At 48.9% G+C, this 25,080-nt stretch carries 21 protein-coding genes; 9 read left to right on the forward strand and 12 right to left on the reverse strand.

The features are described 5' to 3' along the window. Positions 1 to 2: 2 nt before the first annotated feature. From CFF01_RS08435 to CFF01_RS08445, 3 genes are all read right to left on the reverse strand, one after another. Positions 3 to 2,357, reverse strand: coding sequence for a putative bifunctional diguanylate cyclase/phosphodiesterase (locus tag CFF01_RS08435; RefSeq protein ID WP_088905913.1), 2,355 nt, complete (start codon positions 2,355 to 2,357; stop codon positions 3 to 5). After that, a complete protein-coding gene (locus CFF01_RS08440; protein WP_088904504.1) occupies positions 2,347 to 3,024 on the reverse strand; it encodes a methylamine utilization protein in 678 nt (225 codons plus the stop codon). Before CFF01_RS08440 ends, CFF01_RS08435 begins: the two co-directional genes overlap by 11 nt. 417 nt (positions 3,025 to 3,441) lie before the next feature. Beyond that, positions 3,442 to 5,622, reverse strand: a complete 2,181-nt coding sequence (locus CFF01_RS08445) for a M3 family metallopeptidase (protein WP_088904505.1) — start codon at positions 5,620 to 5,622, stop codon at positions 3,442 to 3,444. A gap of 266 nt (positions 5,623 to 5,888) precedes the next feature. Here CFF01_RS08445 and CFF01_RS08455 point away from each other — a divergent pair, with 266 nt between their 5' ends. Then, positions 5,889 to 7,475 carry a dipeptidase gene (locus CFF01_RS08455; protein ID WP_088904507.1) on the forward strand — a complete coding sequence of 529 codons (1,587 nt, stop codon included), beginning with the start codon at positions 5,889 to 5,891 and terminating at the stop codon, positions 7,473 to 7,475. A gap of 120 nt (positions 7,476 to 7,595) precedes the next feature. Next, positions 7,596 to 9,170 carry a methyl-accepting chemotaxis protein gene (locus CFF01_RS08460; protein WP_088904508.1) on the forward strand — a complete coding sequence of 525 codons (1,575 nt, stop codon included), beginning with the start codon at positions 7,596 to 7,598 and terminating at the stop codon, positions 9,168 to 9,170. 67 nt (positions 9,171 to 9,237) lie between these two features. Here the strand turns inward: CFF01_RS08460 and ggt are convergent, their stop codons facing one another. Further along, entirely contained in the window at positions 9,238 to 10,968 is a 1,731-nt protein-coding gene (gene ggt, locus CFF01_RS08465; RefSeq protein WP_088904509.1) for a gamma-glutamyltransferase, read from the reverse strand. 186 nt (positions 10,969 to 11,154) lie between these two features. On the opposite strand from ggt, the gene CFF01_RS08470 reads away from it, so the two are divergent. Then, positions 11,155 to 12,405: a GNAT family N-acetyltransferase gene (locus CFF01_RS08470; protein ID WP_232479529.1), complete on the forward strand. Its 1,251-nt coding sequence runs from the start codon at positions 11,155 to 11,157 to the stop codon at positions 12,403 to 12,405. 61 nt (positions 12,406 to 12,466) lie between these two features. Here the strand turns inward: CFF01_RS08470 and CFF01_RS08475 are convergent, their stop codons facing one another. The 3 genes from CFF01_RS08475 to CFF01_RS08485 form a co-directional block, all read right to left on the reverse strand. Further along, complete coding sequence (locus CFF01_RS08475) at positions 12,467 to 13,084, reverse strand: LysE family translocator (protein WP_088904511.1); 618 nt, start codon at positions 13,082 to 13,084, stop codon at positions 12,467 to 12,469. A 127-nt stretch (positions 13,085 to 13,211) separates the two neighbouring features. Then, the gene (hppD, locus tag CFF01_RS08480) at positions 13,212 to 14,252 is read right to left on the reverse strand and encodes a 4-hydroxyphenylpyruvate dioxygenase (RefSeq protein WP_033538039.1); all 1,041 of its coding nucleotides are present in this window, start codon (positions 14,250 to 14,252) and stop codon (positions 13,212 to 13,214) included. Positions 14,253 to 14,341: 89 nt separating this feature from the next. Next, complete coding sequence (locus CFF01_RS08485) at positions 14,342 to 15,502, reverse strand: homogentisate 1,2-dioxygenase (protein ID WP_088904512.1); 1,161 nt, start codon at positions 15,500 to 15,502, stop codon at positions 14,342 to 14,344. Between the two features lie 154 nt (positions 15,503 to 15,656). On the opposite strand from CFF01_RS08485, the gene CFF01_RS08490 reads away from it, so the two are divergent. Next, positions 15,657 to 16,562 carry a LysR family transcriptional regulator gene (locus CFF01_RS08490; protein ID WP_033538041.1) on the forward strand — a complete coding sequence of 302 codons (906 nt, stop codon included), beginning with the start codon at positions 15,657 to 15,659 and terminating at the stop codon, positions 16,560 to 16,562. Between the two features lie 48 nt (positions 16,563 to 16,610). On the opposite strand, the gene CFF01_RS08495 is transcribed toward CFF01_RS08490, so the two are convergent. Next, complete coding sequence (locus tag CFF01_RS08495; protein WP_088904513.1) at positions 16,611 to 16,955, reverse strand: hypothetical protein; 345 nt, start codon at positions 16,953 to 16,955, stop codon at positions 16,611 to 16,613. Between the two features lie 230 nt (positions 16,956 to 17,185). Here CFF01_RS08495 and CFF01_RS08500 point away from each other — a divergent pair, with 230 nt between their 5' ends. Beyond that, the gene (locus CFF01_RS08500; protein WP_088904514.1) at positions 17,186 to 17,563 is read left to right on the forward strand and encodes a DUF6508 domain-containing protein; all 378 of its coding nucleotides are present in this window, start codon (positions 17,186 to 17,188) and stop codon (positions 17,561 to 17,563) included. A gap of 118 nt (positions 17,564 to 17,681) precedes the next feature. Here CFF01_RS08500 and CFF01_RS08505 read toward each other — a convergent pair whose 3' ends face one another. Then, complete coding sequence (locus CFF01_RS08505) at positions 17,682 to 17,909, reverse strand: PGPGW domain-containing protein (RefSeq protein WP_088904515.1); 228 nt, start codon at positions 17,907 to 17,909, stop codon at positions 17,682 to 17,684. Positions 17,910 to 18,096: 187 nt separating this feature from the next. On the opposite strand from CFF01_RS08505, the gene CFF01_RS08510 reads away from it, so the two are divergent. Continuing rightward, positions 18,097 to 18,849: a substrate-binding periplasmic protein gene (locus CFF01_RS08510; RefSeq protein ID WP_088904516.1), complete on the forward strand. Its 753-nt coding sequence runs from the start codon at positions 18,097 to 18,099 to the stop codon at positions 18,847 to 18,849. Between the two features lie 14 nt (positions 18,850 to 18,863). Here CFF01_RS08510 and CFF01_RS08515 read toward each other — a convergent pair whose 3' ends face one another. After that, complete coding sequence (locus tag CFF01_RS08515) at positions 18,864 to 19,271, reverse strand: YccF domain-containing protein (RefSeq protein WP_088904517.1); 408 nt, start codon at positions 19,269 to 19,271, stop codon at positions 18,864 to 18,866. Between the two features lie 234 nt (positions 19,272 to 19,505). Between CFF01_RS08515 and CFF01_RS08520 the strand changes: the two genes are divergently transcribed. From CFF01_RS08520 to CFF01_RS08535, 3 genes are all read left to right on the forward strand, one after another. Beyond that, positions 19,506 to 20,426, forward strand: coding sequence for a 1-aminocyclopropane-1-carboxylate deaminase (locus CFF01_RS08520; protein WP_088904518.1), 921 nt, complete (start codon positions 19,506 to 19,508; stop codon positions 20,424 to 20,426). A gap of 909 nt (positions 20,427 to 21,335) precedes the next feature. Next, a complete protein-coding gene (locus CFF01_RS08530) occupies positions 21,336 to 22,847 on the forward strand; it encodes a mechanosensitive ion channel family protein (protein WP_232479530.1) in 1,512 nt (503 codons plus the stop codon). A 111-nt stretch (positions 22,848 to 22,958) separates the two neighbouring features. Further along, positions 22,959 to 23,900, forward strand: a complete 942-nt coding sequence (locus tag CFF01_RS08535) for a chemotaxis protein CheV (RefSeq protein WP_088904521.1) — start codon at positions 22,959 to 22,961, stop codon at positions 23,898 to 23,900. Here the strand turns inward: CFF01_RS08535 and CFF01_RS08540 are convergent. Beyond that, positions 23,897 to 24,544, reverse strand: coding sequence for a hypothetical protein (locus tag CFF01_RS08540; RefSeq protein WP_088904522.1), 648 nt, complete (start codon positions 24,542 to 24,544; stop codon positions 23,897 to 23,899). The genes CFF01_RS08535 and CFF01_RS08540 overlap by 4 nt on opposite strands. 45 nt (positions 24,545 to 24,589) lie before the next feature. Continuing rightward, positions 24,590 to 24,949 carry a DUF2750 domain-containing protein gene (locus CFF01_RS08545; RefSeq protein WP_033538049.1) on the reverse strand — a complete coding sequence of 120 codons (360 nt, stop codon included), beginning with the start codon at positions 24,947 to 24,949 and terminating at the stop codon, positions 24,590 to 24,592. Positions 24,950 to 25,080: the final 131 nt, after the last annotated feature.

Genomic DNA, 25,080 nt, shown 5'->3' on the forward strand with positions numbered 1-25,080 from the left:
CCCTATTCATGTTCGGCTGGCTTAGTCTTTGATTCGACTGGCTTAGTCTCTGATTTGGCTGGTTTAGTCACTGAGTTGAATTTCTGCACCCATTGTCTGAAATCAGGGGCTTTTAGCGGTTTGGCGTATACATATCCTTGTATGCTGTCGCATTGGAGCTTGCGTAAAATATCGATACCCGCGATGGACTCAACCCCTTCGGCGACAACTGACAGATTGAGCCCTTTAATGAGTTGAATACTTGTTTGCACTATCATCAGATCCGTGTCATTGAGGTGGATATCTTTGATGAAGCTGCGATCGATCTTAACTTCATCTACTGGCAACATTTTTAGGTAGGCGAGTGATGAATGCCCCGTTCCAAAGTCATCAATTGAGACGTGGATCCCGAGGTCCCTAAATTGCGTCAATACATCAATGGCGGCTTGAGTGTCAGTCATGACTGCACCTTCAGTCACTTCAATGGCCAATGAAGAGCGGGGGAGTCCATGGGCCGTTAATTGCGCGCAAATCCTCGCTGGCAAACTTTCATCGATTAAATCGTGTGCCGACAGATTGATTGCCACGGATAAATCCAGCCCTTCAGCGCGCCATTTTACCAGCTGAGACACAGCTTCTGATATTACCCATTCACTCACAATCGAGATGTTACCCGAGTTTTCAGCGAGTTGAATAAACTCATCTGGTGGAATAAAACCAAGAGTCGGGTGTTGCCAACGGATTAAGGCTTCGGCGCCATAACAAATACCCTGTTGAATATTGATTTTAGGCTGATAAACCAGATGCAGTTGTCTATCTGACAAGGCTTCGGGTAGCTCTCTGACAAGTGCAAGTTCACGCTGATATTTTTCATCGGTTCCCACCTGATATTCAGCAACGCTGAGGTTCGACAAGCAAGCATGGTTGAGTGCGATTTCACCATGGCGTAGCAAGGTGTCGATATTATGGTATTGATTAACCAAATTAATCATTCCCGCTCTTACCGTTAGGCTGATTTTCGAACCTTCAATTGTAAAGGGAACTGCCAATTTTAGTAGGAATTGTTCGATCGTTTTTTCGGTTAATGGCTCATCGAAAAGCAGTAAAAATGAGTCACCATCTAAGCGTGCTACAAGCTTGATATCGTCGCTGAGCGTCGCTAAGCGCTGAGAGAACAACAACAATAACTTGTCGGCATTGGCAAAGCCGATAATGTCATTGATATGCCGAAAATGCTTAATATCGAGTAGGACTAGGCAGCCATTAAGCATACCTATTTTTTCCGTTAACAATTGTTTTGCCGCGAAGCGATTATAAAGTCCTGTGAGCGCGTCATGTTGTGATTGGTAAAGCAGCGCATTTTCACGAGTTTCAATGTTGCCTCGCATGATTGAAAGGGTATCGGCCAGTACTTGCAACTCGGCCGGTGCGCCATCAATTTTGTCGGGGTTTTCACCCTGACCAACCCGCCGAGCGAAGTTGACTAGCGAATATATTGGCCGCGTTAACCCACGAGCAAACCAAGTGGCGATCGCAAATGCAAGCAGGGATGTAATGGCAAAAATCAACAGCATATTATTGCGAAGTGACAGGTAGTTTTGCTGCCATTTATCCACGGATTGATGCAATATCGCCCACTGATTCAACCCGTGTTTATCGAGTTGTTGTACCACGGAAAGATAATCAAGGGGTAAGTTGTCTTGTACTGTGCTGTCGACATTTTCAACGGCTTGCAGTTGTTTCAGCACACTTTGTTGTTGTGCGGGCGGCAAGGTTGATACCATCTCTATGCGGTCACCCGATTGGTTGACAAAGCTGATATCGATCCCCGTGATCCGTTTGGCCTGGTTTGCGACTGACGCATCGAGCAGAAACCCCATTCCGACCCATGCGATCAGCGTCGGGGCTTTTACGGGTTGCAGTACAAATTGATAGCTAGCATGGTCGAAATTGAGAACAGCAAAGTCACTATTGGCACTTTGAGTCAACTTAAACAGTGAGTCTATGTCACGCTGCTGGAGCTGTGCGAGACTTGATGAAAGGAGTCTTCCATCAGGAGAGAGTAAAATAGCTGCCGCAGCACCAATACGCATGCCATGGTTACTCAATACTGATTCGATCGTATCTTGTTCTTTGGTCGCAACGGCTCGCTTAAAGCCAAAATCAGCGCTGAGCACTGATAAGCTTTGATTAAGCTGTATGCTTCGATTCAATAACATTTCAGCAAATACGTTGGTACCGATCACTAAACTCTGTTTTTGCTGTTGCCGATTATCCTTTAGGGTCGCGCTTAAGACGAAGGCGGCGGTAGCGAGCTGCACTAATGTCAGCAAAAACAGAAAAACGATGATAAGTCGATTACGGAAGCTATTTTGTATCATCACTGACTTTTTCGGTTACGAGCTGGCTAAAACCAGCTGGGGGCGAAGAGGGTTTTGGTTGGTGCTTGATTTGTAACTCTAGCGAAAGTGACTGAGGCTGATCAAATACCGTCAGCGGGAGCCGTTCTGAAACGCTTAGTTGCCACGGGTGCCAGAGTTTAACCTGGTAATTGCCTTTGGGAATATCGTTTAACACTAAATGGCCACTGTCGTCAGTAACGCCGACATAAGGGCCTTTAGCCACATAGATAAAGGCTTGCATATAGTCATGAATATTACAGCCGATGGCAACTAACCCCGGCTTTTCGAATAACACAGGTGCTTCCGCTTTACCCACATATAGCTTTAATTCAAAAGGCTTAGCCTCTGAAAATGAATACACGTGATGGCGTGTTTTATCTAGATTCGGAAAATCGACTTTAGCGCCCTGGGGAATAGCCAGTACAAATGGATTGAAGGTTCGATTCTGCTGCTTTATCTCATAATGCTCCGTCTCTAGTGGGTTTGGCACTGCTAGCGTCTCTTGCGCCGGGATCAGTTCAACTACTGCGTCGGCAATGGGGCGGGCCTGACTATCTGAAATATCGATCTTAATGCTTGCGCTGTGGATCTGAGCGGAAAACATCAATCCGAAAAGTGTGGGTAAAATTAATTGTTTTAGCATCAATTTTTCTCAGTTCATCAGTCAAAACCGAACATGGGTCAGTGTCTGTTAAACAATTGTTAATATCAATGTTTTACCATAATAATAAGAGTCTGTTAAACCTTGCTGCTTAATATTCATCTTTAATAACGCGGTAGCGCATTATAAGCTTAGCGCTATTTTGCCTGTGGTGGGCGTTCAGCCATTTTATTAGGGTCGCCGATAGGGTTATCTATTAGGTTTTAGTGTTAAAGGTAGGTTGTAGAACAAAAATGATGCTCAGAAATATGAGCATCAATACAGATAAGAAAGTGACCGACTCAGCGAGGTTTTTTGCGCTTTCGAAATGGTATAAATCAAGGTAAAGCAAGAATAATCACATTCTTGCTTTACCAGCGTTAACGCTCGTTGAGCGATCATCTTTATATTGATAACAGATTATTTTGACAACAGTCCTCGGCTGCGAAGCAGGGGTTCTATACCTGCTTCTTTACCACGGAACTGCTTGTAAAGCTGCATAGGATCTTCACTGCCACCTTGAGACAAGACGTTGTTTCTGAACGCGTCAGCGGTGGCTTTATCGAAGATGCCATTCTCTTTAAAGGCCTCGAAGGCATCGGCGCCTAATATGTCAGACCAGAGATAGCTGTAATAGCCGGCTGAGTAGCCACCGGAGAAGATGTGCGAGAAGTAGGTGCTGCGATAGCGCGGCGCGATCTCCTCAATCAGTCCCATCTTACTCAGTGAATCGGCTTCAAATTTGGCCGCATCTTTGGGCTCGAAGTCGCTGAGAGTGTGCCAGTCGAGATCCAGCTTAGTCGCTGCCATATACTCGACAGTCGCAAAGCCTTGGTTAAACTTGCTGGCTGCGCGGATCTTCTCAACTAACGACTGAGGGATCACTTTACCTGTCTTGTAGTGTTTGGCAAATTGCGCCAAGACTTCAGGCTGGGTCATCCAGTTTTCCATCACTTGAGACGGAAATTCCACATAGTCGCGCGGCACAGAGGTGCCTGACTGTGAGCGATACTCGACATCTGACAGCATGCCATGCAGCGCGTGACCAAATTCATGGAACAGTGTGCTGGCTTCATCAAAGGTTAGTAGCGCAGGTTCGTCTCCCACAGGGCGTGGATAGTTGAGGACATTGACTATGATAGGCTTAGACTCCACATCGTGCATCTTATACTGCTTGCGATAAGAGTTAGCCCATGCGCCGCCACGTTTGCTGTCGCGCACATAATAGTCACCCATAAAGATCGCCATTAGCGAACCGTCTTTGTCATACACTTCCCAGGTGCGCACCTCGTCATTGTACTTGGGCAGATCTGTGCGCTCCTTGACCGTAATACCAAAGAGGCGATTAGCTGTGTAGAACACGCCTTTAAGGGTGTTTTCCAGCGAGAAGTAAGGGCGGGTTTCCTGTTCGTTAAAGCTGTATTTGGCGACACGGATCTTGTCGGCATAGTACCACCAGTCCCAGGCTGCCAGCTTGAAGTTGCCACCCTCGGCGTCGATTAGCTTTTGCATCTCTGCCACTTCAGCCTTGGCTTGAGCCAGTGCTGCTGGCCAGACTTTGTCGAGCAGGCCATAGACGTTTTCAGGAGTCTTAGCGGTGCGCTCTTCGAGCACGAAGTGGGCGTGGCTCTTATAACCCATCAGCTGGGCGCGCTCGGCACGCAGGGCCGCCATTTCTGCCAAGATTTTCTTGTTGTCATGGGCGTTGTTATTGTTACCGCGCTCTACATAACCCTTGTAGATCTTCTCACGCAACTCGCGATTGTCGGCGTAGGTGAGGAAAGGGGTGATAGAAGGACGTTGAGTAGTGAATACCCATTTGCCAGGGTGACCTTTCTTTTCGGCGGTTTGCGCCGCAGTGTTGACTGCATCCTGTGGCAGACCGGCCAGATCGGCTGGATTGTCGATCACCAGCTCGAAGGCGTTGGTTTCTGCCAGCAGATTGTCACCAAACTCCAGGCTAAGTTTACCTATCTTCTCATTCAAGGCTCTGAGCTTAACCTTGTCTGCTTCGCTTAAGTTGGCACCGCCACGGGTAAATGCCTTATAGGTATCTTCCAGCAGTTTTTGCTGAGCCGTGTTTAGAGATAAGCTATCGCGTTGTTGATAAACGGCTTTTACACGCTGAAACAGCTTGTCGTTTAGTAAAATATCGTCACCGGCCGCCGACAGCATAGGTGAGACCTCTTTGGAGATTGCCTGTAACTGGGCATTAGTGTCTGCGCTGGTCAGGTTATAGAAGACGCTTGCCACCTTAGTGGTTAGCTTGCCTGAATACTCCATGGCTTCGATGGTGTTGGCGAAGGTTGGCGCGTTTGGATTATCGATAATCGCCTGGATCTCAGCCTTCTGCTGGGCGACACCCGCCTTGAAGGCTGGTAGATAATGCTCTGGTTTGATCTTGTCGAAATCAGGAATGCCCATAAAGGTGTCATAGGGCTTAAAGAAGGGGTTGCTGGCATTGTTATCTATGATGCGCTGAGCGACCACATTGGGTGCAACTTCGGCTTCCTGACTAGCACCTTGCTGAGCACTACAACCACCTAGTGCTATGGCAAGAGCCATAGCTGATACGATTGGCTTGAGGGTTAATCCCTTCATATTTTTATTCCCCGATAATTGGCTTGTTTGATGGCCGTGATCTAGCGTCACGACTCTTGGCGTAGCCGATTAGGCCGTTAAATTTGCCAACTAAAAATGTAATGTTAGCTGGCACGAAACTGTTCATTATCATGGTTCTGAAAGGTAAATCTATTGCTTTTGTGTTTTGTTTGTAACAAATGTTTTGAATTGGCTGTTTCTGCATCCTAAATGCACACAAATGTGGCAAAATGCTTCATCTTTAAATTAACAATCATAAGAATAAGATGAAGTCTATTGCCCCTTTAGCAACAGGTTTGACCGCCTTAGCCCTACTGCTGACAACTTCTATGCCTCAGGCTCATGCCCCAAATGATGCGGTAAAGATCTCGCCTTTGGCCGATGAGGTCGCGAACTATGCCATGCACACCTACGGTGAGCAGACGGTTAGCGCACTATCGAGTCTTATTCCTTTTAAGACGGTGGCCACTGAGGGGCACACGCCCTTGACTCACCCAGAGTTCATAGGCTTCAAGGCGCAGTTAAAACAGCTGAGTGAAGGTCTGGGGCTGGACTATAGTGACCGGGGCTATGTAGTGCTCATCGGGCTTGGGCAGCAGTCTGATAAGTTAGGGGTGATCACCCATGGTGATGTTCAGCCGGCAGATCCCCGCTTTTGGCAACAAGATCCTTTTACGCTCGACACACAGTCTCAGCCAGGTTATCTGATTGGCCGTGGCACTGAGGATGACAAGGGACCGATAGTCACCGCCATGTACGCCATGAAGGCCATAAAAGATAAGGGATTAGCACTCAATCGACGCATCGAATTGATGGTCTATCTGGCTGAAGAGTCAGACTGGGAACCTTTGAGGACGTTTCTCACCGAATTTACGCCGGCTGAGATCAACATCACCATAGATGCCGAATATCCAGTGGTCACTGCCGAGAAGGGCTGGTCCGAGATCCGTTTTACTATTCCTAAGATGGAAACAGCAATCGAAACGTCAGAGATTGTGCCAAGAATGACTGAGTTTAGCGGCGGCGCCTTTGCCAGTCAGGTGCCCCAGCAGGCTAAGGCGCAGCTGGATAATATCAGCGATGTTATCTTTGCCAGTCTTAAGCGCAAAGCGACAGAGCAGTCAGGTATGCATTATGATTTTAGTCGCCAAGGGAACAGGCTAACCATAACGGCTGAGGGTAAATCTACCCACTCCTCAACCCCTGAAGATGGGGTGAATGCCGTGACACATCTGGCGGCCTTGCTCAGTGATATCGACTTTTCTGTCAGTGAACCGGCGTTGACGGTTAAATTTATCAACCAGATGGTGGGGCTTGGCCTCTATGGCGAGCAGTTTGGCGATATCGCCTATCGCGATGAGTTTATGGGGCCCATGACCCTAGCCGCGACCTTAGTAAAGCCTGGCGAGTCCGGCACTGAGATCGTACTGAATTTACGTCGGCCCTTAGGCAAATCTCCAAAGCAACTTGACGCCGAGACCCAACAGGCCTTAGCTCAGTGGCAGCGAGAGCAAGGCGTTCAGCTACAAGCCATCCAGACCTACTGGGGCGAACCTAAATTAATGGACAAGGCGCCTCATCTGCAGACCTTGCTGTCTGTATTTGGGCACTTTACCGATACACCATCACCCAAGCCTGTGGCCATTGGGGGCTCAACCAATAGTAAGCTCTTTCCTAATGCTTTGAGTTTTGGCCCTGCTATGCCAGGCGTGGAATATACCGGCCACAGTGAACATGAATTTATCACCAAGGCGCAGTTTATGCTGAATCTACAGATGTATACCGCCGCCTTTGTAGAGCTGGCTGTGGCGGGCGAGCAGGCCAAGCCACTTGAGTCGGCTACGGCCGATTAAGCCTGGATAACGGCTCAATTGTTTTTAGGTGAGCTGTAGCTTTTATTGATAATTATCAATGACTTTATCTTGACGTTGACACAGTATGGTTAACGTCTTTGTACCCAGAAGAACAAGAATATGAAAAATAACCAACCTGTCACACAAAAAGAGAAGGTGTTTGCCGACGACACTATCTTGTTGTCGACCACAGATCTTAAGGGCAAGATCAAATATACCAACCCCGGATTTAACCAAGTTTCTGAATTTACCCAAGAGGAGCTGTATCGTCAGCCCCACAACATAGTGCGTCACCCGGATATGCCTGCCGCGGCGTTTGAGTCTATGTGGTCGCGACTCAAGCAGGGTAAGCCTTGGGTCGGGATAGTCAAAAATCGTACTAAGTCAGGCGATCATTATTGGGTGAATGCTTATGTGGCACCGGTATTTGAAGCGGGTCATGTGCATGAGTATCAATCGGTACGCAGAAAAGCGACCCGGGCGCAGATTGATAACGCTCAGGCCATCTATGGGGTGCTTAACGCGGGCAAACAGCCCAAGGCGATGAAGACGGCCCGGTTAGGGTTTGCCCAGCGTCTCGCTCTGCTGTTGCTGATCAGCTTGATAATAGGTGTCGTGCTGACGAGCTATTCGCCGATACTGGCGTTACTTGTTGCCGCATCTTTCGGGCTGGCGGGGCTCTATGTCGCCCTTAAGCCGTTCAATGCCCTGGTCGAGCAGGCAAAAGGCATTGTCGACGACCCCCTTGCGACGGCGGTGTACAGTGGGCGCCAGGATGAGCTGGGTAAGCTGAGCTTTGCTTTGCAGTATCTGCTCACTGAAACCGGCGGCGCAGTTGGACGCATGGCAGATTCTGCCGAGTCGATTCAGCATTTGAGCACTAGTTTGAATGAGACCATCAACCACACCCGGGAACGTGCCGACAGTCAGAGCCAGCAAACCAGTCAGGCGGCCACTGCGGTGGAGGAGATGAGTGCCAGCTTTAACGAGGTCAGTCAGAATATTCAGCAGGCAGCCCAGGAGATGTCGATGAGCCATCAGGCCGCCGAAAAGGGACATGAGCTGCTCGAAGAGGTGATTGTGGCCATTAAAGGCCTGCATCAGGAAGTGAGTAATTTCTCCGCCGTCGTTGCCTCTATCGAGCAAGATAGCCAGGAGATCAACGGGGTGCTTGAGGTGATCCGTGGTATTGCTGAGCAGACAAACCTACTGGCTCTTAATGCGGCTATTGAAGCGGCCAGAGCCGGTGAGTCTGGCCGTGGCTTTGCAGTGGTGGCCGATGAGGTGCGCCAGTTATCGAGTCGTACCAGCGAATCCACCAGTCATATTGAGGCGATTGTCAGTAAGTTCAGGGACAGTACCCTAAAGGCGAGTCAAACCATGCAAGCGGGACAAAGTCAGGCTGAGCGTTCTGTCGGTCTGGCGCAGCAGGTCGACGCCTCATTTGAAGATCTTCGTGCCGCGATCACCAATATCAACCAGATGAGTGATGCTAATGCGGCCGCAATGAGCCAGCAGACAGCGGTGGCTAACGAGATCAGCCAATCGATTCAGTTGATCAATGAGTTGGCGCTGGCGAGTCTGAGTCAGACTCAGGATGCGGCCGAGCGGGGTGAACAGGTCGCCAGGCTATCGGCCAAGACCCAACACCTGTCGCAGCAGTTCTGGCGACAAAGCCTTGCCAAGGCCAAATGAGTCTTACTTGAAATCCAGTAAAACAAAAGGGAAGCTTAGCTTCCCTTTTTTTATGTGAGAATCTGGCTTAGTAGCCTGACGTTGCACTACCCGCACGGCGGGGATCTGAGGCGCCAAATAAGCCATGGTCAGTGACCATTATCGATTGGGTGGAGCCAATCGCATTTTTCACATTGACCTTGTGGCCTTTGGCTTCCAGCAGTGAGATGGTGTCACGATTCAGGCTCTTTTCTACTCGCAGTTCATCGGGCAGCCATTGGTGATGCACCCGGCTGGCGTAGGTGGCTTCGGCAATATTGTGGCCGTGATCGATCACATTCATGATGATCTGCAAGGTGGTGTTTATGATGCGTGAGCCACCTGGGCTGCCTGTGACAATAAAGGGCTTACCTTCTTTCATCACTATGGTTGGGCTCATTGAGCTGAGGGGGCGCTTACGGCCCTCGACGGCATTGGCATCACCACCAATCAGGCCATAGCCATTGGGCACACCAGGTTTGGCCGAGAAGTCATCCATTTCGTTGTTCAGCAAAATGCCTGTGCCTTCGGCCACCAATCCTGAGCCATAGCTGAAGTTGAGGGTATAGGTGTTAGCCACCGCGTTGCCCCACTTATCGACCACTGAGTAGTGAGTGGTTTGTGGACTCTCATAGCCCGTGACTTTGCCGGGAGTGATCTCGCTACTTGGTGTGTAGCGATTAATGGCAATCCCTTTGGCACGCTCTTTTGCATAGGCCTTGCTGGTAAGCGTCTCTACCGGCACCTCAACAAAATCTGGGTCTCCCAGGTATTCACTGCGGTCGGCATAGGCGCGTTTCATCACTTCGGCCATCAGGTGTAGCGTATCTGCTGTGTTGTGACCCAGCTTGGCGATGGGATAAGGCTCAAGCATGTTGAGCATCTCGATAATATGGATGCCGCCAGAAGAGGGAGGCGGCATTGAAACCACCTTGTAGCCACGGTATTCGCCCTCGACAGGTTGGCGCTCAATGACCTGGTACTGTTTGAGATCCTCAAGGGTCATGATACCGCCGGCTTGAGTGACGCTGGCAACGATCTGTTTTGCGGTTTCGCCCTCATAGAAGCCCTTGCTGCCATGGTGTTTGATGAGTGTTAGCGAATGGGCCAGTTCTTTCTGGGTGAGGGTGTCGCCTATCTCGAAATTACTGCCATCGGGCCGATAAAAGATCGCCTTAGAGCTTGGCCACTGGGCGATGCGGCGCTTGAGTCCGGCAAGGGAGCTGGCCAGATCCGGAGTAACCTTAATGCCTTGCTGAGCCAGTTTAATCGCCGGGTCAATCACCTGCGCCATGGTCATGGTGCCATATTTGTTCAGCGCGAGCTCCATCCCCATTACCGTGCCAGGTACACCAACGGCAAGGCCATGTTCGCGGCTCAGCTTGGCGACGGCATCGCCTTGTTCATTGAGAAAGATATCCTTATGGGCGCGCTCGGGGGCGACTTCACGGTAGTCGATTGCAATTGTCTTGTTGTCTTTTGCAAGATGCACCAACATAAAGCCCCCGCCGCCTATGTTGCCGGCTCTTGGCAGGGTAACGGCTAGGGCAAAGCCGACCGCTACTGCCGCATCGACCGCATTGCCGCCTTGTTTAAGAATGTCGACGCCGACTTGAGTGGCGACAGCCTCTTGGCTAGCGACCATGCCGTGTTTGGCCCAAACTGGTTGCACAGTGGCGCTGTGGCTATAGATAGAGGTTTCGGTAGCATGGGCAAATTGCCCGGCAACGAGCGGTAGGCTGAGGCTAATAGCAAAGAGTAAGGTTTTTATTGGACGCACACGGGTTCCTTAATGTTTAAAATAATATGAGTGTTTCAAGTAATAAGAGTGTTCAACTAATACGCGCGTTAAGAGTAAGAAGAGTGATAAGAAGATTCAGCGTGTTAAGCTACTGAGTCAGTTATCTTGGTTTCAATGTGCCGATTATCACAGCTGAAATCAAGCCATCTTTTTAAGGAGCACGCCTTGGCGGCATCATATTCGATTCAGTGTGTTAGTCAAATCGCCACCCTGGGGGCGCCTCTATGGAATGCGCTGATGGGAGGCGCCAACATGGGCGAGGCTAACCCTTTTTGTCGTTATGAGTATCTAAATGCCCTTGAGCAGAGTGGCTGTGTGGGAGAGCAGACAGGTTGGCGCCCCATGCACCTGGTGGTCAGCGAGGCCGTGCAAGAGAAGGCTAGTCATCAGGCTAGTGTTAAAGGCGATGACCAACAGATTAACCCCACTAAGGTGCTCGCCGTGATGCCCCTCTATCTTAAGGGGCACTCCTATGGCGAGTATGTGTTCGACTGGGCCTGGGCCCAGGCCTATGAGCGACATGGTTTGGACTATTACCCTAAGATGGTCAATGCCATCCCCTTTACTCCGGTGACCGGCCCGCGTATCGGTCTAAAGAAGAATCTGTCCGAGGTTGAAACAGAGCAGGTGATCACCGCGATAGGTGAGTTTCTCGATGAGCTGTTGCAGGCTGGTGCGGCGTCGGGTTGGCATAGCCTGTTTTTGCAGGAGCCCCAGCGAGTCAGTTTGATGAAACAGGGGCATTTGCAGCGCCTCGGCACTCAGTTTCACTGGTTTAACAGGGGCTATCGCCAGTTTGAAGATTTTCTTTCTGCCTTGACCAGTCGCAAACGTAAATCGATCGTCAAGGAGCGCCGCCAAGTTGCACAGGCCGGGCTGAGCTTTCGTTTTGTCAACGGCTCGGAGATATCAGCGGATGAGCTCAGTCACTTTGTGCGCTGTTATCAGCGCACCTATTACAAACGCTCTGGCCATCAGGGATATCTGAATCAGGCTTTCTTTAAGCAGCTTGTTGACTCCATGAGCGATAGCCTTCGGCTGCTGATCGTCGAGCGCTCAGGTGATGATAATCCCTGTCAGCCTATTGCTGCCGCCCTCTATTTTTTAGGTGCTGACTGCCTCTACGGGCGCTATTGGGGCACGCTACAGGAGATAGAAGGGCTGCATTTTGAGGCCTGTTATTATCAGGGGATAGAGTATGCCATTGCCAAAGGTTTGCAAAAATTTGATGCGGGCGCGCAGGGGGAACACAAGGTGCTGCGCGGCTTTGAGCCGATAGCCACCTATTCGGTGCATGAGATAGGGCGTAGTGAGTTTCGCCGCGCCATCGCCGATTTTCTTATCGAAGAGGAAACGGCGGTAAAGACCTATATGGGTGAGTTAATGGGGATATTGCCCTATAAGAAAAAGACCTAGTTCAGCGCTACCGCTAAGCTTAAACAAGCGTGCTTGGCCATTAAGCTCAAATCATCGAGCCTTAACCCAGGGCTAACCAGATCCCTACGCCTATCATGAGCGAGCCGGCAATGCGGTTGAGCCATTTAATGTTATCGCCCTTAGCCAGAAACAACTTGAGTGACTTGCCGCCACTGGCGTAGACCAGCATGCTGACAAATTCTGTCATCATGATGATAGCCAATAACAGACTCAGCTGGGGGGCCACAGCGCGCTCAACATCGATAAAAGGGGGCAGCAGGGAGATCATAAAGGCCCAGCCCTTAGGATTAGCAATTGCCGTAACAAAGCCTTGGGAGATCAGCGCTTGTTTGCTTATCTCCATCTGTTGGGTGTCCAGGCTGGCCATCTTGCCCTTGGCACGCCACATCTGAATGCCGATATAGCCAAGATAGGCGCCACCGAGCCACTTAAGCACCTCGAAGATCTGTGGATAGTTGAGCATCATGGTGGCAACGCCCATCACAGCGGCAATCGCTACCAGGGCGACCCCTACCAGTTCACCTATCATCATCCACAGGGTGCGACGCACGCCTATGCTCATGCCCAGCGTCATTGCCAATGTCATACACATACCAGGGGTGATAGAGACAAAGAAGAAGGTGGGCAGAAAAACGGCAATAAGAATATGTTCTGACATCTCAGGCGCTGTATTGGGAGTGACTAGGCAGACTAGTGTAGTGATTTCTGACGCCGCTGCAAACAAAAAAACCAGCCTGGATGGCTGGTTTTTCAATTGTAATTTACCTTACTTAAATCAGCAGGGCTTAGAGCACGCCGCGGCGCACCTGATCGCGTTCAATTGATTCAAACAGTGCCTTGAAGTTACCTTCACCGAAACCTAAGTTATTCTTGCGCTGGATGATCTCGATAAAAATGGGACCAAACAGGTTTTTGGTGAAGATTTGCAGCAGGTAGCCATTCTCATCGCCATCCACCAGGATCTGGTGATGCTTGATACGTTCTCTGTCTTCGGTTACCTGTGGCAACTTGTCGAAGATGGTGTCGTAATATTCAGGGATGATATCCAGGGTCTGAATCGAGCTGCCTTCCATTGCATCCAGTGAAGCAACGATGTCGCGGCTGCGGAACGCCAGATGCTGCACGCCTGGGCCGTCGTATTCTCTCAAATACTCATCGATCTGGTTTCTGTCGTCGCCTTTACCTTCGTTAATTGGGATACAGAAACTGCCATCGGGTGAGCGTAGGGCATAAGAGATCAATGCCGTCTGTGAGCCCTTAATGTCGAAGTAACGTACCTCGGTAAAGCCGAAGATATCTTTATAGAAGTTTGACCAATGCTCCATGGTGCCCTTGTAGACGTTGTTGGTCAGGTGGTCGACTTCGATAAAGCCCTTTTCCTGTACGATCTCAGGGTTCTCCAGATCGACAAAATCTGTGTTGTAGATGTTGTTGTCGGCGCCGAAGGTATCGATAAAGTAGATCAGGCTGTCACCAATACCGTAGATGGCTGGATAGGGCAGATCTTTTACTTCGTCAGCAGCAGGCTTGGCGCCACGTGCAACGGCACCTTCGAAGGCGAAGTTAGCGTCTTCTACGCGCCAGCCCATAGAGCTGATGGCTGCGCCATGCTTCTTGGCAAATTCGGCCGAAAATCCGCTTTTCTCGTTATTCAACAGGAAGTTGATGTCGTTTTGTTTGTAGTAAACGATATCTTTTTGCTTATGCTTTTTCAGCTTAGAGAAACCAAAGTCGATAAAGACCTTGTGCATAAAGTCGAGATCTGGGGTGCAAAACTCGGTAAATTCGATGCCCAGTAATCCCAGTGGATTTTGTTCGCTTGCCATGTGAGTATCCTCGTTCAATTTGTTACAACCACAGTCACTCTGTGATGACTTGTTTGGTTATTATTTGGAGTTCGGGTGACCGAACGGTTCTAGTCTTCTAACCAAGAGCGGTTGTAGTCCTTACTCATGCAACCTTGTACATGTTGGGTTAGCTGCAGTGGGGCGAAGGTATCGACCATCACTGCGTATTCATAGGTTTCTTTCTTGCCCACAGAGGCTTCTGTGCGACCGGGTTGTGGTCCGTGTGGCACGCCTTTTTGATGCAATGTCATGTAACCTGCTTCGATGCCGGTACGACTCATGAAGTCACCATCGACGTAATAAAGCACTTCATCGCTGTCGATATTGTTGTGGTAATAGGGCGCCGGGATCGACTGTGGATGGAAGTCGTAGGGACGCGGCACAAAGTTACAGATAACAAAGTTGTGGGCGGTAAAGACTAAGTGATCCGATGGTGGCAGATGGATCTGACCTACCTTAGGGGCATAGTCTTGAATATTGAATGCCCAGGGGTAAACACAGCCGTCCCAGCCCACGAGGTCGAAGGGATGCCATTCGAGCTGGGTCAGCTGATACTTGTCGCCAAATTTACAGACTAAGGGGAAGGCGCCTTTCTCTACCACGGCTTCTTGCAGGCTAGGCACTCGGATATCGCGCTCACAATAGGGGGCGGATTCGAGCAACTGGCCATATTCGTTTCTAAAATGTTTGGGCACTTCCACCATAGAAAATGATTCGATCACAAACAGGCGAACCAGATTGTAATCATCAAATTTAAGCTGATAGGTGGTGCCGCGGGGGATCACAAGATAGTCCCACTTCTTCACTTCCAGCACACCATATTCGCTATAGAGTTTGCCTTGCCCCTCATGGACGAAGATCACCTCGTCGGCATAGGCGTTACGGTAAAACTCTTCGGTGGCTTCAGTTACCTTGGCGCTGTACATGGCGACATCATTATTAAAGAAGATCTTATTACGCGCCGAGTAGAAGTTACCCTCACGATCAGCCTGCTTGGCGTCCAATTTATAATTTTGGATCAAGGTATCCTGCCAGGCTTGGCCATGATCAACCTCATAGGGCGTAACCTCTAAGGCCTTGGTCGGCATGTTGTGGTGATACTTGTTGGAATAGATATTAGAAAAGCCATGGGTGGAAAACAGTTCTTCCCGATAGAGTTCACCATTCTCTTTCTTGAAGGTGATATGACGTTTATGAGGGATTTCACCCTGTTTTACATAAAATGGCATGACATCTTTCCTTGGGTGCTTTTGCGGGCACACTTATGTTTATGTGATCTAAGTAACAATTTAGTTGCTGGCATGAACAAAAAAAAGAATAATAAATAGCTTAACATCATCTAATTTTTAGATTGTTGTCTTTTGTTTACGCCGGGGTAGTGAGATGAAGATTGATGTGGAAGCCTTTAGGGTGTTGTCGATTCTGGTGGAGGAGGGCAGCTTTTCCAAGGCCGCGGAGCGATTGCATAAGGCGCAGTCGGCCGTGAGTTATCAGGTGAAGAAGCTTGAGCAACACTTGGGTGTAAAGCTTTTTTGTCGGGATCAGTACCGCGCCGAATTGACGCCCGAGGGTAAGGTGATTCTTGCCGAAGGCAAACGATTACTGCAATACCTTGGCAATATTGAACATTTAGCCAGCCGTTTCAGTGAGGGTTGGGAGCCTAAGCTGGAGTTAGTGGTTGATGGTTCGTTGCCAATGGAGCCCATTATGCGGGCGTTAAAACGCGTCTCAGAGTATAAGATCCCCACTAAGATCCAGCTCAATATGGAGTTTCTCGGCGGGGTGCAACATAGATTTGAGCGTGATAATGCCGATCTCATGTTGGTGAAAGACTATCGCACCGGGCCTAATTACCGTCCACAACCCTTACCCGACATCAACAGCATCTTAGTGGTGAGTCGCACTCATCCACTGGCAACCGCCAAAGAGCTGAGCCTATTTGAACTGCTCCAGCATGTGGAGCTGACGATAGAAGACTCATCGCCGGGTAAGATCCACAGCGATGAGCTGCAATTTGGCGGCGACAAGGTATTTTACCTATCGGGCTTTATCATGAAAAAGAATGCTTTGCTAATGGGGCTGGGTTTTGGCTGGATGCCTGATTTTCTGATTAAAGAGGAGCTGGCCAGTGGTGAACTGCGGGAGCTGGATTTTCTGGGTGGCAGTCGTTACAGCTTTACACCTCAGTTAGTGTCGACCATGGAGCGCCCCTTGGGACGCGCCGGTCGTCTATTTACCAGCCTGATTTTGGAGGAATTTAATCTTTACCAAGAGCAGGCCAGTCTTTAATGTTTGCTGTTAAAGCTCAGCGAAACGGGTATTAGTCCTTGCAGATAACTAGTCGTTAATAATATCTAGGATACGACGTGTCTTGTCGTGCAATTTAATAAAGGTGCCGTCGACATCTAGGGTGATGTTGCCATCGCGATCGATAGGAACACGAACCTTACCGCGATCATAGTAATCATCGGCGAGGTAATCCCCCCTATGGAGCTTCTTCTGCCAGCCCGGAGGCAGTGGCTCGCCGCGGGCGGCTTTCTTTTGTAAGCCGGGTGGCAGACTCTTTTCGCTCTTGTTCTTGGCGCCATGCTCATGTTTATCATTCTTGGCCAGACTTTGCGGTGCAAAGCCGATAGACAGTCCAATTAGGATAAGGCCAAGACGTGTAGTGTATTTTCTCATCTGTGCTCTCCAGCGCCCTGATTACGTTTTTTGTAGCATATGGTCTTCAGACGTCTATGTCTAGCTAGCCTGAGGTTCATTCAATGTTCAGCTTCTATTCAGCCCCCAGTGGTTAGGGTGTTAAAAAGTCACTATTTATCTCTGTGGTACGGATTAAGCGAAGCTTCAATGGAAAGGCAGAGGAATGGGTCCAGAGGGGGCGATTTGACCTGAGGACTAAGGAGTGCGACATGAAACGTGTAATATCTTTGCAGATAGCCAATCTCTATTCTCAATATGCTACGCAGTTTGCCCGTGGCGAACAGACCATTAATCATATCAGCATGAAGGCTTTCGTTGAGCAGTTGGCCAATCAGGGCTTATTACTCGAACGTCTAAATTGGCATGAGTGGTATCAAAATGCCCACCTAGTTGATAAACCCGATTACATTAAAGAGGCCAGTTTCTATCAGTGTCGCTTGCTCTTGACCGCCATGAGTCGCCTAGAAGGCTTTAGTCGTGGCGTGCTGGAAAACATGCGCCGTCAAGGTGTGCTGTTAGCCATCTTAGAAAGGTTAAATGCATTGACTCAAAGAAGCCATAACAGCGACCACTTTGCTCAGGCTTAGCTTTGTCTAAGCTAAGTTTTTCCATGGCTTAGTTTTTCATGGCTAAGTGTTTCCTTGGCTTAGTTTTGCCCTGGCTTAGGGCAGGCTAAGTCAATAGTGAAAAGCCGGTCGCGGCCAGTTACCGGCTATAGCGCCAGTCGCGAATCTTGCCATCGAGCCAGCTTGCACTTCGCGTCATCTGTTGTTGACTCTTCTTTAGCCAGACCTTGGCCCAGGGGTATTCCAGACTCAAGATGGCCAGACCGATAGGCAGGAGTAACCAGTCAGGACCAGGCAGTATCACCAAGGCGAGTCCTAATAGGCATAATCCTCCGCCGAAAACAGTAATTAAGGTTTTTCTTAGCATAAGCACCTCATGAGTGTGGCCTCTCTTCTATACTTGTTTTGCATGATGTTGCGCATCTATGCCAGTGAAAATATGTAACAAAAGGATTTTAAACGGTTAAGGAAAGTTATCAGGCGGGCAATTGGGGAAACGCGTAGTGATAGGGAGTGATAAGAAAATTCTGCTTTCACATGAGATCCTAAGACACATGGCCTGCTTACTTTTGGGCGGGCTGCTGGCTTGCTTAATGCTGAGTATTAGCAGCGTGCGAGCCGATACCCTAAAACTGTCATCTCTGAACTGGCCACCTTATTCTGGTCCCACATTGCCAGAGGGAGGGGCATGTGTGGTTATTGCCCGCGCGGCACTGGCAGCCATGGGCCACGATCTGGTTGTGGATTATTTTCCCTGGAGCCGCACAGTGAGGGTGGTTTCCCGCGATGACTCAGGCTATCAGGGTTATTTCCCCGAATATTATCATCCTACCGATAAGTTTATCTTTTCAGAAGCCATGGGGGAGAGCCCGCTTGGGATTCTAGAGCAGAGCCATCATCCCATTACCTGGTCACGTCTGCAGGATTTAAATGCTTACACTTTAGGTGTGGTGAGAGACTATGTGAATACTCAAGCCTTAGATGAGATGATAGCCATTGGGATCCAACCCGTTGAGCTAGTGAGCTCTGATGAGCACAATATCCGCAAGGTAGCTACAGGGCGGGTGCAAGGCGCGGTAATGGATCGTTATGTCTATCAGTATCTTATCCAGCAACCTCATCTCTCTGAACTCAAAACCAGATTACAATTTAATAAGCAACTGCTGGAGTCAAAGGCGCTCTATATTGCTTTTCGTAATACGCCTGAAGGGCGTCGTTGGCGGGCGCTTTATAATGAGGGACTGGCGCGTATCGAAGTGGAGCAGTTATTGGCGGCCTACCTAGAGAACACAGTTAAGAGTGACTAGGTAGGCCTAAGCGCTTAGGCCTTGGCCGTGATGGTTTGGCCTATGGGGGTCAGGCTTAGCAAGGCCAATTTCAGGTGTTGAATACCGAATGGGATCCCTATGATGGTGATAAAACAAGCCAGTGCATGGGCGATATGTCCGATGGCCAACCAGATCCCAAACAGTAGGAACCAGACGATATTACCTATCATGCCTAGCGGGCCTGTACCTAAGTCATCAACGCCTTGCAGCGCACGACGGTTGACATTTTGTTGTCCAAAAGGCCAGAAGGCCATCTCACCAATCACAAAGCAGGCACGGCCAAAGGGGATACCTATGATGCTGATAAAGCAAAGTAATCCCGCTAACCACCAGGCTAGCCCCATCACGAAGCCTCCTAAAATAAACCATGCAATATTAAAGATTAAGCGCAGTAGTGCCATTGAGTACTCCTTATCTCTGTCGCTAATTATATTTCTCGGGCAAACAAGCCCTTATAGATGAGCTGAACAATACAAAGCGAAATTCATGCCACTTTTTAAAATTTTGTTTTTATTAGCTATTAGGTGTGTTTGTTCTTGGCTGGTTGACATATTATGCCAATAAACGGTCAAATTACGCATTCACGGTTAATGGGTGTACACTCAGCGCCAGGTTTACCAGAAATGCTTAACGTAATGAAATTAACCCAGACCCCGGTTGAGGCTATCAACATCTGGCAGCATAAGGTGTATGTCAAACGTGACGACTTGCTGCATCCCGAGTTTTCCGGCAATAAGGCCCGTAAGTTTGCCTATTTTCTTAACCATGATTTCCCTGCCGTAAAGCGTCTCATTGGTTATGGGTCACCCCAGGCGAACTCTCTCTATTCCTTATCGGCGCTCGCCAAAATAAAGGGCTGGCAATTAGATTTTTATGTCGATCATCTGCCCACTTATCTGTCTCAGCATCCGTGTGGTAACTACCAAGCGGCGCTCAACAATGGCGCGCAGATCATCGACCTTAGCCAGTGTGAAGACAGGCAAGGGCGAGATACCGACACTTACATTCGTGAGCAGATATTGACCGGCAGTGAGGAGCAGTTGTTTGTGCCTGAAGGAGGACGTTGCAGCTTTGCCGAACCGGGTGTTGCCCAGCTTGGCCAAGAGATCCTGGCGTGGAAGCGCGAACAGGGCTTAAGTGGTCTCTTGGTATTTCTTCCCTCTGGTACAGGCACCACGGCGCTCTATTTACAGAAATACTTTCTTGCCCATGATGCTAGCGTTCGGGTGAACACCTGTGCCGTAGTGGGGGGCGATGCCTATCTTCGTCAGCAATTTACCCAGTTAGCACCAGATGAATCGCAGCATCCTCAAATTATTGCCATGGATAAGCGTTATCATTTTGGCAAACTCTACTTGGCCTTTTATCAGATGTGGCATGAGGTAAGTGCTACAGGTATCGAATTTGAGCTCTTGTATGATCCCCTAGGTTGGATCTGCCTTAAACAGCAGTTGCAGCAAGGGTTAGATGAGCCTGTGCTTTATCTGCATCAAGGTGGGCTTTTGGGGAATCAATCTATGTTGCCGCGATACAAGCGCAAGTATGGTGAGTTGTAGCTGGGGTGATTAAAAACCATTTGGCCAGGTCAGTACCTGTGAAAGGGGTACAACCTGAGCCAAATGTTATCTGCTGAGTCGTTGACGAATGAAGTCAATCCTACTTGTTGCCTGGGCAACCTTCGATACGGGTGAGAGGAGGTGTATCGAATAGCGGTGAGGTTATTTGTTGCTTGAGAGCAACCATTTCATAAATTGCAGTGCGTCGGTGCGCTTTGCAAAAGTTTGTCTGTTTTTTCCTACGCTATCGGTGAAAGCAATAGAAGATTTATTGACTGAGATTGAGTCCACTGGAAAGTTTACTGTGATCTCATGACCGTTAACTTTGTACGACATAGGCCATACTCCTTTTATCTAAGACTGCGTGTTTGCAGTTGAAATTTAACAAATAATATATCCTTAGCTGTTGCGAAAGATGAATGTGATCCTTTCTGAGACTACCCAGCTTAATTCAAATAATCAAGTGATTGACTTCAACTACGCCGAGATTAAATCGGCGGGATCAATGAGTTACCACTAGACTAGCCACAGTAAATCATCAATAAATGACAATAGTGTGACGAGATGACTGCAATTTGTTGGATGCGATGACTAGAGGTCTAACGATGCAATAAGGCAGAGCTGGGAGCTACAGAACGAGCCATTATAGAGTAGCTGGCTCACTTGTCAATCTTTAATCAGTTAGGGGCTGTTTTCTGCAGATATCGTTGGCATTTTGCTGAAACAAGGCGTAGGTTTCTGCTGTTGAGATAAAGTATAAATGCTAGTATTTATAAGCGCTTGTTGACAATTTAGGGGGCTAGGATGCGCTTGGTTGTTTGGCTGTTAATTTCTGTTTTGAGCTTCACCGTCGGCTCCGCATGGTGCGCGGCGTCTGATAGTCTGATTGGAGCATTAAATGAGGTGGCTGTGGCCGATAGTCGCCAGAGCAATGATGTCGCTACGATAGACCATTATGCCTATAAAGATAGTTTACAACGGGACACTCCCAGGGGCACGCTCGAAGGTTTTATGGAGGCGGCGTATGAGCAAGATTATGAAAAGGCTGCTGAGTATTTAGATCTACGCTATCTACCAGAAGGCATGTCGGCAAAGAAAGGCCCCGATTATGCTAAGCAGTTACAGGTGATCATTGAGCGAAATATTTGGTTGGATCTTAGCCAGATAAGTGACGCGCCCCAAGGACAGGATAATGATCAACTGCCTTCCTATCGTGATCTCTTTGGCCGAGTAGAACTACAAAGCGACAAGGTCTCACTCTACCTGCAGCGGGTACCAGGCGATGACGGTTCTATCTGGAAAGTCTCCAACGCGACCGTGGCAAAGGTACCTGAACTCTACCAAAACCTGGGTTATGGTCCTGTGGCTGAATGGTTCGTGAATCATATTCCTGAAGGGCGATGGTTTAACGTGCATCTATGGGAGTGGTGCCTGTTAACAAGCTATCTTATCGCTGCATTTATGGTCACCATTCCAGTGACTTGGTTGGTGAAAAAAGTCATTTTGATGACCAAATATGAGCTTAAAGAGGAGTTTGCCTACATTGTTGCCGGCCCATTACGCTTGTTGCTGGCGGTGATATTGGTGAGAATTTGGGGCGCCCACAGTAGTATTTCCCCTGCAGCGGTGGAGTTGTTAGATACTGGGTTTTTGTTGGTGTCATCTATCATCTGGCTTGGATGGAGTGGTATGGGGATTTTGCACCAGGGCTTAAAGAAGCGCTGGAAAGCCCAAGGCAAAGATCAGGCGGCGTCACTCCTACGCCCGCTAACTAATTTTATCAGAGTGATATTTTCCGTGATGGCGGTGCTCTTATGGTTAGAGCATTTAGGTTTTAATGCCAGTGCCATCATAGCGGGCATGGGAATAGGCGGTATTGCTATCGCGCTGGCCTCTAAGCAGTCGATTGAGAACTTTATCGGCACCATAACCCTCTATTCGGCGGCGCCCATTAAGGTGGGTAACCTGTGTAAGTTCGGTAAGATAAGTGGCACAGTCGAAGAGATTGGTCTGCGTTGCACTCAGATAAGAACCTTAGACAGAACCTTGATCCATGTGCCCAATGCCAAACTGGTGGAAATGGAGATTGAAAACATCTCCCAGCGCGAGAAGATACGCTTCAAGGCAGATGTGCGCCTGGATTATGCCATGACCACATCGGCGCAGCTAAAGGCGATTGTTGCTGAGATCAAAGAGATGCTCGAAGCCCATGAGCTGGTGATGAAAGAGCCCCTTAGGGTGACTTTTAAGGGCTTTGGGTTGCACGGTTTGCAGGTGAATGTACTGGCCTATATCGGCACTAAGAGCTTTCCCACCTTTCAGTTGGCATCAGAAGAGTTACATTTAAAAATCATGGATATAGTCGTGAAAAATGGCTCTCGTATTGTTCCGGTTGCCCCGGTTGCCTTGAATAATCAATAAACTTGTTAAAGCTGTGATCTGGCGGCTTGATGTCGCCACTAAATATGGTGATTATGGCTATAATTATGTGGCGTTTCACGTCATTTGGATTAAAGGTGTAGTGAGAGTGTTATGGCTAAAGTGCTAGAGAGTGTCGACCAGCGGACCCAATTAGTTGGCGAGAATCGTCTCGAGCTGCTTCTGTTTCGGATCAATGCGACCCAGTTGTTTGCAATTAACGTGTTTAAGGTCAAAGAAGTGGTCAAGCTGCCTAAGCTGAGCGCTTTGCCGGGCAGTCATTCTAGCATTAAAGGGGTGGCCAATATTCGCGGTACCTCCATTCCCGTTATCGATCTTCGCAGTGCCATCGGCTTTCAACCCATGGGTGATGATCAGGAAGCCAATCTTATTATTACCGAATACAACCGAAGCGTGCAGGGCTTTATGGTGGGTAAGGTGGATCATATTATTAATATGACCTGGAGCGACATCATGCCGCCGCCAAGAAGCACAGGTAGTCACAATTATCTCACTGCAATCACTAAGGTAGAGCAGGATGGTATGACACGCTTGGTCTCTATCATAGATGTGGAAAAGGTACTGGCGGAGATAGTGCATTACGATATCGCCATCTCAGAAGGTGTGCTAGATGAATCCCTTGTCGATAAGATGATGGGCCGCAAGATACTGATCGCCGATGATTCATCCACGGCGCGTCGCCAGGTCAAGGATACACTGGCGCCACTCGGCATCGAAGTGATCGAAACGTCAGACGGTTTGCAGGCTCTTAACCTACTTAAACGTTGGTGTGATGAGGGCCGTGATATCAATCAAGAGATCTTAATGTTGATCACCGACGCCGAAATGCCAGAGATGGACGGTTACCGCCTTACCTATGAGGTGCGCAGCGATAAGCGTATGGCAAACCTTTTTATTACCCTCAACACATCTCTTAGTGGCAGTTTTAACAATGCCATGGTGGAAAAAGTGGGTTGCAATCGCTTTATCTCTAAGTTCCAGCCAGATCTCTTAGTCGGCGTAGTGCAAGAGCGACTTAGGAGTCAGTTGTCTTAATCGGCGGCTTGTTCGGCCAGGATATCGTTTATCACCAGACGTTTTACAGCCTGAGTGGCGACGATATTGATTCTGGCGACGCGCACCGCATAGCCAAATCGCTGTCGACCAACGGCAGCTACCAACTCGGTCAGAAAAGCCTTATCTAAGCCTAACATCTTGGCGTAGTGGGCTATTGCCTTGGAGAGCGAGCTATAGTGCATACCATCGAATTCGAAGTCAGCGCTATACTTGCTATCTTCTAGCAGAACTCCGTTTAGGCTAATGGGCCAGGGCACATAACTCACCCGCGTTTTGGCGACCTCATACATAAACCAAGCACTTTTCTTAAAGCCTTCAAATACCTTACAGGTAAAGTCTGCCTCCTCTAGCTCCTCTTTGGTCCAGTTTTCGCCTATGGCCAGATGTTTGGCGTAGCGTTGCATCAACTCATCTTTGACGGCGCTATGGCAATCCCAGATAGAGGTCAGTGGATTCTTGTTGGCGATCAGTTGGCACTCTTTACAGGCGGGTACAGCCAGCGAAGGGTGGGGGCAGTGTGTCAGGGCTTGATAATGAAACTGACGATCGCAGGGCTCGGCGCAAAACCAGCAGGTATGGCGCTTGTCAAACGGGATGTCGATCAGGGGATAGCCGGCAGACAAGGGTTATGCCTTATCTGCCGCTGGGATAACCAGAGACGTCAAGATTTACTCTTGCTCTATGTCTACCAGGCATTTAGCCAGGGTAATAGGGTCCAGTTCCAGACACTCTTGTTCGGCTACCCAGTCAACGCCCACTAAAACGCCATCGTCGTGAAGATCTTGGATCCAGTATTCTAGCAACTCTTCCAGTACGATAGGAGCAGGCTGATAATCTTGCCATTCTTCGGTGCAGTGCACTTTGGCTTGTGCTTCGCTTGACCACAGCGGCATCACATCAGTTTCTTCATACTCTGATGAGTCACACACGACCCAACCTTCGCCAGTCTCATCCTGAAGGCCCCAAACGGCTTGCTGCTCTTTTACGTTTTCAATAAAGCTTGCTAAAACGGGATTGTTGTCAGTCATGCTAGATCTCTTAGAAAGGATAAAAAACGAGCCCATTATACGCGATGTGCATCTTGAGCCAAGCGATACCTGAGCCGGGCTGGCCACTATTTGCCCGCTTACTCGTTGAACTGGTCTAAGTTCGAATAATT

It is taken from the genome of Shewanella marisflavi (assembly GCF_002215585.1).
Lineage (GTDB): Bacteria > Pseudomonadota > Gammaproteobacteria > Enterobacterales > Shewanellaceae > Shewanella > Shewanella marisflavi.